The organism is Alkalibacillus salilacus (assembly GCF_030812915.1).
Taxonomy (GTDB): Bacteria; Bacillota; Bacilli; order Bacillales; family Alkalibacillaceae; genus Alkalibacillus; species Alkalibacillus salilacus.
In genome coordinates this window covers 50707-63573 of record NZ_JAUSTQ010000009.1, presented here as the reverse complement: position 1 = coordinate 63573, position 12867 = coordinate 50707, and the positions used below count along the sequence as shown (strand labels likewise).

Annotated in this window: 14 protein-coding genes; 4 read left to right on the top strand and 10 right to left on the bottom strand. The window is 38.1% G+C overall.

Features of this window, described 5'->3' with window-relative positions:
- The first annotated feature begins 83 nt into the window (after positions 1 to 83).
- Positions 84 to 275, top strand: coding sequence for a YtzJ family protein (locus J2S77_RS10785; protein WP_306977238.1), 192 nt, complete (start codon positions 84 to 86; stop codon positions 273 to 275).
- A 32-nt stretch (positions 276 to 307) separates the two neighbouring features.
- On the opposite strand, the gene J2S77_RS10780 is transcribed toward J2S77_RS10785, so the two are convergent.
- Positions 308 to 1252, bottom strand: a complete 945-nt coding sequence (locus J2S77_RS10780; RefSeq protein ID WP_306977236.1) for a DHH family phosphoesterase — start codon at positions 1250 to 1252, stop codon at positions 308 to 310.
- Positions 1253 to 1343: 91 nt separating this feature from the next.
- On the opposite strand from J2S77_RS10780, the gene J2S77_RS10775 reads away from it, so the two are divergent.
- The gene (locus tag J2S77_RS10775; RefSeq protein ID WP_306977234.1) at positions 1344 to 1649 is read left to right on the top strand and encodes a YtpI family protein; all 306 of its coding nucleotides are present in this window, start codon (positions 1344 to 1346) and stop codon (positions 1647 to 1649) included.
- Here the strand turns inward: J2S77_RS10775 and J2S77_RS10770 are convergent.
- Both J2S77_RS10770 and J2S77_RS10765 read right to left on the bottom strand, forming a co-directional pair.
- Complete coding sequence (locus tag J2S77_RS10770) at positions 1646 to 2950, bottom strand: DRTGG domain-containing protein (RefSeq protein ID WP_306977232.1); 1305 nt, start codon at positions 2948 to 2950, stop codon at positions 1646 to 1648. The genes J2S77_RS10775 and J2S77_RS10770 overlap by 4 nt on opposite strands.
- A gap of 119 nt (positions 2951 to 3069) precedes the next feature.
- Positions 3070 to 3750 carry a metal-dependent hydrolase gene (locus J2S77_RS10765; protein WP_306977230.1) on the bottom strand — a complete coding sequence of 227 codons (681 nt, stop codon included), beginning with the start codon at positions 3748 to 3750 and terminating at the stop codon, positions 3070 to 3072.
- 329 nt (positions 3751 to 4079) lie between these two features.
- Between J2S77_RS10765 and J2S77_RS10760 the strand changes: the two genes are divergently transcribed.
- The gene (locus J2S77_RS10760) at positions 4080 to 5177 is read left to right on the top strand and encodes a M24 family metallopeptidase (protein ID WP_306977228.1); all 1098 of its coding nucleotides are present in this window, start codon (positions 4080 to 4082) and stop codon (positions 5175 to 5177) included.
- Positions 5178 to 5282: 105 nt separating this feature from the next.
- Here the strand turns inward: J2S77_RS10760 and ald are convergent, their stop codons facing one another.
- Entirely contained in the window at positions 5283 to 6395 is a 1113-nt protein-coding gene (ald, locus tag J2S77_RS10755; RefSeq protein ID WP_306977226.1) for an alanine dehydrogenase, read from the bottom strand.
- A gap of 77 nt (positions 6396 to 6472) precedes the next feature.
- Entirely contained in the window at positions 6473 to 7234 is a 762-nt protein-coding gene (locus J2S77_RS10750; protein WP_306977224.1) for an SDR family oxidoreductase, read from the bottom strand.
- Between the two features lie 152 nt (positions 7235 to 7386).
- Here J2S77_RS10750 and J2S77_RS10745 point away from each other — a divergent pair, with 152 nt between their 5' ends.
- Positions 7387 to 7833: a universal stress protein gene (locus J2S77_RS10745; RefSeq protein WP_306977223.1), complete on the top strand. Its 447-nt coding sequence runs from the start codon at positions 7387 to 7389 to the stop codon at positions 7831 to 7833.
- A 27-nt stretch (positions 7834 to 7860) separates the two neighbouring features.
- On the opposite strand, the gene J2S77_RS10740 is transcribed toward J2S77_RS10745, so the two are convergent.
- The 5 genes from J2S77_RS10740 to J2S77_RS10720 form a co-directional block, all read right to left on the bottom strand.
- Positions 7861 to 8676, bottom strand: coding sequence for an EcsC family protein (locus tag J2S77_RS10740; RefSeq protein WP_306977222.1), 816 nt, complete (start codon positions 8674 to 8676; stop codon positions 7861 to 7863).
- Positions 8677 to 8690: 14 nt separating this feature from the next.
- On the bottom strand, positions 8691 to 9674 hold the full coding sequence (locus J2S77_RS10735; protein ID WP_306977221.1) for a class I SAM-dependent methyltransferase: 984 nt from the start codon (positions 9672 to 9674) through the stop codon (positions 8691 to 8693).
- Between the two features lie 70 nt (positions 9675 to 9744).
- Complete coding sequence (ytfJ, locus tag J2S77_RS10730; RefSeq protein WP_306977219.1) at positions 9745 to 10176, bottom strand: GerW family sporulation protein; 432 nt, start codon at positions 10174 to 10176, stop codon at positions 9745 to 9747.
- Positions 10154 to 10813, bottom strand: a complete 660-nt coding sequence (locus J2S77_RS10725; protein ID WP_306977217.1) for a hypothetical protein — start codon at positions 10811 to 10813, stop codon at positions 10154 to 10156. Before J2S77_RS10725 ends, ytfJ begins: the two co-directional genes overlap by 23 nt.
- 106 nt (positions 10814 to 10919) lie before the next feature.
- Entirely contained in the window at positions 10920 to 12509 is a 1590-nt protein-coding gene (locus J2S77_RS10720) for an amidohydrolase (protein WP_306977214.1), read from the bottom strand.
- Positions 12510 to 12867: the final 358 nt, after the last annotated feature.

Here is a 12867-nt window from a genome sequence, read left to right as displayed (position 1 = left end):
GATATAGAATGTTTGAATATGGTTATAATATAATTAAAATCTTATCATTGTATAAGGTTAACTTATAGGAAGAGGTGAGTCCTATGTTTGTAAATTTTAAACAAAGACTTGCAAACGAAAAGGTGAACCGTCTAATGGATGGTTATTCAGCTTATGCCGAAACCGAAGAGCTCATCCGACTAATGAAACGTAGAATAAAAGCTAATAACTTAGAAATCTTTGAAGACCATACAGACATCGGTTCATGGTTCATCCCAGAAAATCGCACGAGTTAAACAAGAGCCCAGCTATTTGCTGAGCTCTTTTATTATGATTGGTAATCTAAACAAACTGCATCTAATGCGTCGATGACATCCTCAGCCTGATCCCAGGAAGGTATTTTAGCCCCTGATGCCATTGGATGCCCGCCGCCATCAAACTGTTCAGCAACTCCATTAATCACAGGACCTTTCGAGCGTAAACGAATTCGAATAACGTCCTCTTCTTCTACGAAAAACACCCACGCTAAAACGCCCTCTATATCTGAAGGCACACTTACAAAAGCGTGCGTTTCCTCAGGAGTTACATCATAATGGTTCAGCATTTCTTGTGTTAGTTTAAAAACAACTAATCCACTTTCACGACGCTCTAGATTTGATAATAACTCCCCTTTGAATTTAGCCGTATTAAGCGAAACACGGTATAAATTGTCATGTAATGATTGACGATCAAAGTCATATTGAATAAGAGATTTCGCTGCTTTAAATGTTCTTTCAGTTGTATTTGGAAACAAGAATCGTCCAGTATCGGCAATAATACCAGCATAGATTAAACGTGCAGCTTCATTGGTCATCACCCAACCATCAGCCTGTGCTGTTTCATATAGTTCATAAATCATTTCACATGTTGATGATGCATCAGGGTCAACCCACATCACATCACCATAAGGTTCACGGTTGGGATGATGGTCTATTTTAATCAAATAATTTCCCTGGCGATGTCGTTGATCACAAACACGTTCTTCATTAGCTGTGTCACAAACAATCACTAAGGCATTTTCGTAAGTCTCATCCTTAATGTCGTCGAGTTCAGCTAGATACGCTAAACTTGGGTCTTCTTCACCGACAACATATACTTGTTTCTCAGGATAAGTGACCTCAATTATTTTAGCTAAACCGACCTGTGAGCCATAAGCATCAGGATCAGGTCGAACATGACGGTGCAGGATAATCGTACTATGTTGTTTGATTTGTTGAATGATTTCACGTTGCATAAATGGCATCCTTTCTCATAATTGTCACTAGCCTTTCACGCCAAAAATCGGTACAATAGATACGGATTTGATCATAAAAGGAGCGTTTAAATTGATTATTCTCGTGACAATCTTTGTCGTTTCAATCGTTTTTTATTTATATTTTAAAGTCCGAATCTTGAATCATAAAAATCCTCTGTATATGCACTATACGAATGGTAAAGCACGAATAGCTTTAGGCGTGTTTATCGCGTCTTTCGGGATTAATGCATACGGTTTTTATCAAACGCAATTCGCCTTATTCGTATGTATTCTCTTCTTAATTCTCGGCGGTGCTCAAATCGTTCATGGCTACAAAGTCTTTAAGCATTATCGTGGTGAGATTATTAGGTTACAAGAAGCTGGTGACTTAGACTAACGATTGATCAATTGCGTCATAACCATGGCTTTACTCACTAATTCTTGGTCAGAGAATATTTGCACGTCTATCTTGGCAAACTTCCGACCTAATTCAAGAATTTCTGGGGTCACAGTTAATATAGCGCCAATCTGAACAGGTTTCATGAAGAAGATTGATAAATTTTCTATTACCATGTCTCCTGTTTTTTCTTTTTTCAAGGTTTGGTTACAAGCCTCCGTAACTAATGATGCGAAAACGCCATATGATAATGTCCCGATTTGATTTGTCATTTGCGGCGTGACTTCTGTTACGAACTGATTGGACGCATCATCGGATTGTAATTGCTTATGAATTAAGTCATCAATGGTTTCTCCAATTTGTGGTTGTCTCTGGCTACTTTGTAATCCTTTAATCACATCTTGTCGACTGATGACTCCTTTAAAAGTGTCAGCGTCATCTACGACTGGCATCATTTCGATTCCTTGCCACACCATGGTATGAGCAGCACTCGCTAAAGACGTTGAGACTTTTGCTACGATCGGCTTTTTAGCCATTACTTTTTCGATTTTTAAATCAATTCGTTTATTTATAATATCTTTCGATGTCACGACACCTACTACTTGATTGTTTCGATTTAAAACAGGGTACCTGCTGTGTTTTGTTTGATCGTACAAGGCATGCCATGCTGACACGAGATCATCTTCATATAATACTCGAGTTTCTTCAACAGGTGTATAAATATCATCTACAATAACAATTTCCTTTTTAATGAGTTGATCATATATGGCTCGGTTAATCATAGCTGCCACAGTGAACGTATCATAAGAGCACGAAATAACCGGAAGTTCATAGCGATCAGCTAAATTTTTGACATAGTCTGTTGTATCGAATCCTCCTGTAATTAAAATAGCCGCACCCGCGTTCAAAGCCTTCTCCTGTGCTTTAACACGGTTACCGACAATTAATAAACTTCCCTTCTCAGTATACTTCATCATAGCTTCAAGTTTCATAGCTCCGATGACAAATTTATTCAAGGTTTTGTGTAGACCTGTACGGCCCCCTAACACTTGACCATCAATAATATTAATCACTTCAGCGAATGTTAATTTTTCAATATTTTCTTTGCGTTTCTGTTCAATGCGGATGGTCCCAACTCGTTCGATTGTGCTGACAAGCCCTGTTGTTTGAGCTTCTTTAATCGCACGGTAGGCCGTACCTTCACTGACATCGAGTTCCTTTGCAATGGCACGTACGGATATTTTCGATCCAACCGACAACGTTTCTATGTAATTTAATATCTGTTCATGTTTAGTGCTCATCGACTCACCTAATTCTCTATGATCATATAGATTTATTATACCTGTTTGCCAGATATTCAGCAATTAAGCGTATAAACTAAAATAAGCAGCCGATATCAGATCGACTGCTTACAATTTCTTTATAAGTCTAATGCGTCACCGGGTTTCATGACATAACCAACGTTTTGTGGCAAGGAGTTCGCAAATGCTTCTCCATCTTGATTAATTAATGGGAATGTATTGTAGTGAATAGGTACAACACGGGCTGCATTAATCCATTCAGCTGCTAATCGTGCATCGTCAGGCCCCATCGTAAAGTTATCTCCAATTGGTAAGAATGCTAAATCAATATCATTAAACTCACCAATTAACTTCATGTCTGAGAATAACCCAGTATCACCAGCATGATAAATGGTTTTTCCATCAATCGTTAATAATAAGCCAGCTGGCATACCCGTATATACAATGGTGCCATCTTCTTCTGTATAAGCAGAGCCGTGGAACGCTTGTGTTAGCTTCACATATCCAAAATCAAATTGATGTCCTCCACCAATATGCATTGGATGGGCATTTAATCCTTTATTCCCAAGATACGTTGCCAATTCAAACGGTGCAACAATTTGTGCATCATTCTCTTTGGCAATTTGTTCTGTGTCACCGACGTGATCATTATGACCATGGGTTAATAAAATCACATCAGCTTTCATACCTTCAGCGTTTAAATCGCAATTATCATTTCCAGAAATAAATGGATCAATTAAAATGGTGTGCTCGTCTGTTACAACCTTTACAACAGAATGTCCATGATAACTTACTTTCATATGTTATGCCCTCCTATGTGTTTCGATTTTAGACTCTGATCTTGTCCGTTGTTGATATTGTGATCCGCTTTCGGTGGACGCTTTCCGTGGGCACGGCTCGAGCCTCCTCGGCCAAAAGGCACGACCTGCGGGGTCTCGAGACGCGTGCTGTTCCCACAGGAGTCGCCACCTTCGCTTCTCACAATTCAACAACTATAAACTTATAAATGTATTATAAAATAATACTAAGTTTTAACAGAGCCAAATAAAATTATTACTTCACCATTCATTTATTACCCGTTATCCTTTAAGATAACACATAGAGACTATAATTTTTAGAGGTGATTAACTTGAATCAACGATTAGATCAATTAACCGAAGCTTTAAGAGAACGAAATTTAGATAGTATGTTTATGACATCTAAAGATAATGTATTTTATTACAGTGGCTTATACGCTGAAGCTCACGAGCGTTTAATTGCTGTCTATGTTGATACAAATGGGCGTCAAGCAATCGTAGCACCAGCATTAGAAATGGAAGATATTCGTCGCACATCTTGGCAAAACGATATTATTACATACTTCGATCACGAAGACCCTTGGGACAAAATTAAAATATGGCTCACATCAACAGGTGAATTACCGAAGCATTTAGCTATTGAAGAAGATCATCTAAATGTTTCGCGTTATCAGAACATCCTTAACCTCACACAAGCAAGTGACGTTTACCACGGGCAACAATTACTTAATCAAATTCGTGTTATCAAAGATGAATCAGAACTAAAAGCGCTTCAAGAAGCTGCTCGTTATGCTGATTTTGCTATTGAAACGGCGGTCCACCATATTCAACCAGGCAAAACAGAATTAGAAATCATTGCAGAAGTCGAATATGCTTTAAAACAAAAAGGCATACGTGATATGTCATTTTCCACGCTCGTCCTATCAGGTGAAAAAACAGCGTCACCACATGGGACACCGAGCACTAAGCCGATTGAAAACGGTGATTTTGTCTTAATGGACCTAGGTGTTGTTTATAATGGCTATTGCTCTGACATTACCCGGACAGTAGCTGTGGGCAATATAACGAATGAGCAACAAGCTGTGTATCAAACTGTTTTAGAAGCGGAAAAACGAGCGATTGAAACATGTCAACTAGGGACACCATTAGGTGAAATTGACCGAGCAGCACGTTCCACTATTGATGACGCAGGCTATGGCGACTATTTTACCCACAGAATTGGTCACGGCATCGGAATTGACGTTCACGAATTTCCTTCGATGGCATCGAACAATCAAAATCCATTACAAGCTGGTATGACATTTACGATCGAACCAGGGATTTACCAGCCTAACGTTGGTGGTGTCAGAATTGAGGATGATATTTATATGACGGAGGACGGTCCACTAGTTTTAACTCAATATCCTAAAGACTTGCAAATCATTTCATAAAACATTGTAAAATAATTATTCAGCTAAAAACCCGGATGAGCTCCTATTATGATCAGGAGTCATCCGGGTTTATTCGTGACTATTAATTATTTAAGGAAATAAGCTTTAAATTAAATTTGTTAGATCATAGAAGTCCATTCCATGTGCATCGGCAACAGCTTTATAAGTCACATGACCTTTCAAGGTATTAACACCTTTAGCTAATTGAGGGTTATCTTGTACCGCTTCTTGATAACCTTTATTAGCAAGCTGTAAAGCATATGGCACTGTGACATTGGTTAATCCAATAGTTGATGTCCGAGGAACAGCTCCTGGCATATTCGCAACCGCATAATGTCGGACACCATGGCGATCATAAGTTGGGTTATCATGTGTCGTAATGTGATCAACCGTTTCAACAATACCACCTTGGTCAATTGCCACATCAACGATAACAGAGCCATCTGTCATTTGTTTGACCATGTCTTCTGTGACTAATTTAGGCGCTTTAGCACCAGGAATCAGTACAGCACCGATTAATAAATCAGACTGTTTAACTTGTTGTTCGATATTTAACGGATTAGACATAACTGTATTAATTTGATTACCAAATAAGTCATCTAATTCACGTAAACGGTTCGGGCTTAAATCAACAATTGTGACATCAGCACCTAAGCCTACTGCTATTTTGGCAGCATTGGTACCTACGACACCACCACCAATAACCGTAACTTTACTACGTTCCACACCTGGAATACCGCTTAATAAGACACCTTTTCCTCCACGTGTTTTCTCTAAGAATTGAGCACCGATTTGCGAAGCCATACGACCAGCCACTTCACTCATAGGCGTTAATAATGGTAGTGTGCCTTGATCAGATTCAACTGTTTCATAAGCAATGCCTGTCACTTTATGTTCAATTAAAGCTTGAGTTAATTCAGGTTCTGCCGCTAAATGTAAATAAGTAAATAATATAAGTCCTTCATAAAAATAATCATATTCTTCTGGTAGCGGCTCCTTAACCTTCATCACCATTTCTTGCTTCCAAGTTTCATTAGCAGAATCTACAACCGTAGCACCCGCTTCACGATATTGATCATCTGTGAAACCAGAACCTTCTCCTGCTTGTGTTTCTACAAATAAATCATGACCCGCTTCTTGAAGCGTCATAACCCCTGCAGGTGTAAGCGCAACTCGATTTTCATTGTTTTTAATCTCCTTGGGTACGCCAATTTTCATAACTAAACCTCCTATATTGGTTCTTATAATTATGTAACCGATTTAACTATAACATGGATTACATATTTTTAGTATCATCAAGATAAATGCTTATGAATAACGTCTAATCCACCAGTTACTTCGATCACAGTACCAGTAATCATATCTGATTGATCGTCGCATAAATAAGCGACAGTTCTCGCAATATCCTCACCAGTTCCAGGTCGTCCTATTGGTGTTTCTGTGTCTACTATATCACGACTAGCCACGATATCTGCTTCTTTCATTTCATTAACTATTTTACCAGGTGCAATCATATTCGCTGTGATTTGGTTTTCTGCTTCTTCCAATGCAACAGTCTTCATTAATGAAGCTAATCCTACCTTGGCTGAAGCGAACGCTGAGCGATAAATCCACCCTGAACTATAATCGACACCTTGAAATCCAAGAAAGATCACTCTGCCAAATTTCTGTTCTCGCATAATCGGCAGTACATTTTTAAGTAAATAAAAAGACGCATCTAAATTACCACGGACCATCTCATGCCATTCATCTTCGGTATAATCAAACAATTTCTTACGCTCAAAAATATACGGCCCAGCATTACTAACTAAGCAATCAATGCGACCAAACCGCTCATAGGCTTGATTAACGGCTAAACGAATTGACGAAACGTTCATCGTATCAAGATAAACAACTTGTAAGCGATCTTGTTCTTCTTCAAAAGTTTGGATCAGTTCGTTTGCTCTTTCAGCATCCGTTCGATAAGTTGCTGTTACACTATAACCTAGCGAGAGAAAATACTCTGTCATTTTTCGTCCTAATCCTTTTGTTCCAGCTGTTACAATGACATGTCTCATATCTAGAACTCCTATCATTACATCATCTCTAATCCAATTTTACCATGTTTCCCCTATAAAATGAATAAAGTAAACGATAAATCAACGTCTTATACGAGTATGAATATTCTGATATTTATGGTATAATATAAGTAGAAATAAGGAGGGGTCATATGGCTTTCGAATATCATGATGTCGTGATTGCTGTAGATGGATCTAAAGCATCCGATTTTGCCTTTCAAAAAGCAATTAGTATTGCTAAACGAAATAATGCTACACTCATCATTTCACATGTAGTCGATACACGCGTTTATTCCACAATTGAAGCATACGACCGTAGTGTATCAGAGCGGGTACAAAATGATGCTTGGGAATTGCTAAGAACTTATCAAAATCGTGCAGAAGATGAAGGTGTTGAAAACGTCGTGACTGACCTCGAACACGGTTCACCTAAAGTTAAAATTGCAAAAGAAGTAGCACCAAAATACAATGCTGATCTAATTATCTGTGGAGCAACAGGAATGAACACAGTCGAACGTTTCTTTATCGGCAGTGTATCAGAACACATTACCCGTTATTCGAAAGTAGACGTTTTGGTTGTAAGACCTGAAGATGAATAAATAAAGGTGACCATCTAATGGTCACCTTTATTTATTGGAAGATTGAATGGAACGATATTGATAAAATCGTGTTGCAAAATCACTGACATCCTTAGCTGTTTTATAATTTATAGTTGCTCCAATTCCTACGCTTACTATTGGTAAGCCCTGTATCATTTTCCTACGAGATAACACAATCACTAACGTTTTAAATATGGACTTTAACGGTTGTTCTGCCCATGTCGGATTCGTTAATTCCTCGTGTTCACCCATAAACGAGTCATATTCATTTACATTTCCCTTTAATTCCTGCCAAGCTTCATAGCGCAATCGCTTCGGTAAAGCCCCGGCATGAAACACTTTTAGCGCCAATAGCATTTCGATCGGGTTATGCATATTATACCCAAAACTCGTACCGATTAATTGAATGGTTCGTAAATTTAACCCCACCATTAATGGAATATCAACACCTAATAAAAACCAACCACCAGAACCAGCCATACCACCTTGGACGAAGGAGTATAAACGGTTTTTAGCGACGTGCTGGTTAGCGAGATAAGTTTGTTTCTCAATTGATAATCGGCTCAAATCTTCAACCGTATTGATTGTTTCATCATACGTACGGCCAATTTGCAATAATCGGTCATAAGCATCCTGTTGCATTTGCGTTCCTTGAAGGAAGGTATAAGTATAAATTAACCATTGATCCACACCGTTAAAAAAACGTTGTTGCACATGCTTAGGTAGTTTTTGAAACTGATCTTGCACCCACAATTCATACATTTTCTCAAAATCATTTGAAACATAAGAAGCCAAATCCTCTTCCCAACGTGACAAATCGACTAAAACGCGTTCCTCTCCCATGAACACAGCTCCTTTTATCGATCGTTTTGGAACCATTCATCAATCTGTTGAATGACATTATTGGTTCCTTCTACATCTTTAAAGGATGGTAATTGCGCTAACATCACTTTATTTGGATCCCGTGTTGCTTCTCCTTTTTTCTGTAAAACTAAAATGCTTCGCTTGAACTTCTCATCTTTAAACATGGATTCCGGTAATTCTAAAACGCCCACTATATGTGCGTTTTCTTTTAGAAACGACTGCAAAGCATCTTTCTGTTCACTAGCAAATAAGAAGCTAGGCACAACAAAAAATAGATAACCTGCTTCTTTCACATATTTTAAACTTTGTTCGATAAATAAATGGTGAGCAAAGGAATGTTCCCCTTCTTCTGCTTTTAATTCGTAAGAACTGGCCGTATCGTCATCAGGGTAATAACCGACTGGTAAATCTGAAGCAATCACATCGACAGGCTCTAATAAAATTGGTTTTAGACTGTCTTGATGGAAAAACTCGATTTCACGTTCTTGTAAATTCGTATTATTAAAAGCTAAGCGAATAAGTGTTGGATCAACTTCACTTCCAAACGCTTCAACATCCAGATGATCTTGTTGGTTTAAAATAGTTAATAACAAATTACTTGAGCCTGCCGCTGGATCAAATAATCGATATGAAGTCTCATCATCCATAAATTTATTAATTAAATAACCAATAAATACACCAATCGTATCCGGAGTGATGTAATGATGCTGTTGAGTAGCACCTTTCATTCCTTTTAAAATAGCTAATTGCATAGCCTTACGTCGCGCTTCTTTATCAAATTGATCAAATTGAACATTATTCACTTGATCAACTAATTTTTGACGATAATTAGGTTCTAAATCTTCAGGCACCTGTTGTTCAAATAATAAATTACTTGAAGCAATTAACGCTTCAATATAAGGTGTATTTTCTTCCTGTTCAATGATGGTTGTTGTTTCGTCTAACCATGTGAACAGCGTGTCAATTTGTTCTTGCATCAAAGTCCCTCCGTGAATCATAATACAGTCTTATTTTAGCAAAGATGAAAGGACTTTGACAGTTAAAGAATTATTCAGGGGTTGAGGTTGATTGTGAATGTTGATTCTGGTTCGATTCATTAAATAAAGATTGGATTTTTTCCACAGCTTGTGGTGCTAAATCAATCAATTTCTCAACAATATGTGTATTTTCATCTAAATGAACCATTTGGACATCATGTGCTCTTACAATCAAAAATGCAATCGGTGTAATAGAAACACCTCCACCAGCACCACCACCATAAGGCAGTTCTTGCTGGGATTGAGAGTCTTGCTGTTGCGATGATGTTTGAAATTCACTACCTCCTGAAGCAAACCCAAAACCAACTCTTGATACGGTAAGAATAACAGTTGACTTATCAGGTGTTTCAATCGGATCACCGACAATCGTATTCACATCAATCATGTCTTTTAAACTTTCCATGGCTGTTTCCATCATATTATGAATAGGATGTTCGCTCATTAGAATTCCACCTCTTTAATTTATAATATTGCCACACTATCGAAAAAGCATTACGAATAATATGGCTAATTCGAATTGAAATTATGCATTCAAAATGGGTTTTAAACAAAGCTCTTTGATAGTTAGGTGTTACGTGATACTCCAAATGTTCTTGGCTTTGTAATAATTGTGCTAAAGTCCGACACCCAACACTTTTTAAAACATTTGTAATACTTACAAGCACAGCTGTATGGTCAGCTGCTTTCATTCCTATTTCGCTCGACCAAGAGAAATGGTGTAACGTCATATCTTTCAACAATCGCCTGATCCTCGGAAACACATCTTGAGTGATATCGACTACTCGATTAACAAGGCTGACTTGTTCTTTAACGTCATCTGTTGAGTAATGTTTTTTCTTTTCTTTTGTTGGTTGGTGCCACATTTGATCCTTTTCTTCTATGTTAAGCGATAGGTGATCATCTAGTTGAATAAGTGGAATCGTACGCTTAAAAATTGCCTGGTTCATCCAAGTCATTTTCATGAAAATATCTTGTTGTTTATGTGCATATGTAATGGTTAGATGAAACGTCAATTTTGTTAAGATCATAAAGCAACAAATGAGTATTAATAAACCTACTATGATGAGTAATACCGTCAACCTAATCAGCTCCTGACACTTATAAGGTGTCTCAAAAAGGAATATTTATACAAAAAATGTTTCATAACCTAATTAATTAGGTTATGAAACATTTAGTCGCTTTTATTTATTGATCTGAGAGATATACAACGCGACCTCCCACAATCGTTTCTTTCACTTGAGAATCGCGAATAACGTCCGGAGAACTTTGGAAGATATCATTGTTTAACACCACAAAGTCTGCCTTATAGCTTGGGAGAAGCACACCTTGTTCATTTTCTTTTTGAACAATTTTAGCTGCATTGACTGTATACAGTTGAGTAGCTTCAAAAATCGATAAACATTGACTTGTCAAATAAGACTGACCATCGAACTGTGACCGGCGATCAACGGCTGCGGCTATACCATTTAATGGGTTTATTTCTTCAATCGGCGCATCTGAACTCCCACCACATAAAATGCCTGCATCTAAATAGTCTTTCCAAGGGTATGACGAATCAATTAATGGATGACCTACCCGATCTATTGCCCAAGGAAAGTCTGATGATACAAATGTCGGTTGAATGTCAATAATGACTGGAAGTTTAGCCATGCGTTGAATTAAATCTGGTCGCATAATTTGGCCATGGATTATGCGATCCTTTTGACCTTGTTCTGGTGGGTAAGCTTCAATAACATTTAAGACTTTCTCAGCTGCTAAATCTCCAATTGTGTGTACAGCTACTGCCATTCTATACCGTCTTGCTTTTAATATCAGTTCTTTTAATTCTTGATCAGAATGAATGGCAACACCATTTGTCTTAGGATCATCCGCATATGGTTGTGATATTAGTGCTGTTCGGCCTCCAAGAGCACCATCAGCAAATAATTTCATGGCACCGAATTCTAGCCAATCACCCTGTTCTTGCCCGATTCCTTGTTCTTCAATATAATCGTCAACGATCTCATGATGAACAAGTAAATGCGCACGAAAACGTTGATCGACTCCAATCGTTTCACGAAATGCATTAATCGTCTTTGAATAATCACCGTAATAGCTCAAATCTTCACTATGTCCACTGACAATTCCATTTGAAAGAAGATCATTTACTGATTGGGTAATCGCCTTTTTTAAATAAGCTTGATCAGGCTCTGGCATTGCTTGTTTCAATAATTCCTGACCTTGGTCCAAGAAATAACCCGTCAATTCTCCTGTGTCATCTCGTTCAATTACGCCACCATCAGGTTCTGCTATATCATCATGAACCCCTGCGATTTCCATTGCCTTTGAATTAGCAACCATCGCATGGCGACAAACACGAGTTAAGATCATAGGGTGTTCCGTGGAGATCGCATCTAATTCATGACGATGGATGACGTAAGGTTCATCCCAATTATTTTCATTAAACCCTTCGGCTATTAACCACTCGCCTGGTTCTATGGTGGTAAGTGCCTCTTCTACTTGTTGTAAAAGCTTTTGTCTCGAGTCAATATAAGTCACATCTAATCGTAGTAATCGCTCGCCGTGTCCAATAATATGTAAATGGCTATCAATAAAACCTGGTAGCATCGTTCCTATTAAATGATGTTCTTCACTAATTACGTCTTGATATTGAGACTTCAACTGATGGTAGTCACCAATATCAGCAATAAGCCCATTTTTAGTATAAATCGCTTCCACTGTATGATTTTCATGTTTCATGGTATAGATTTTGTCTGCTGTCCATAATGTTCCCATTTCGCTTTTCTCCTTCATATTAACGCATTAAAATATTGTTACTTATACTTTACCGAAAACACCTGTCATAGCGCAAATTATTTTTGGTATGTTAAAGTCCGTTGTTGAAATTGTGATCCGCTCTCGGTGGACGCTTTCCGCGGGCACGGCTCGAGCCTCCTCGGAAGAAAAGCGCTTCCTGCGGGGTCTCGAGACTCGTGCTATTCACGCAGGAGTCGCCACCTTCGCTTCTCACAATTCAACAACCATCAGCTTATAATAAATTGAAATTTAACAGATCCACTATTTTTGCTTTCATTCATTCTATAGAAAAGAGGTAGTTACATCTAAGTAACTACCTCTTCCATTTCACGATCCA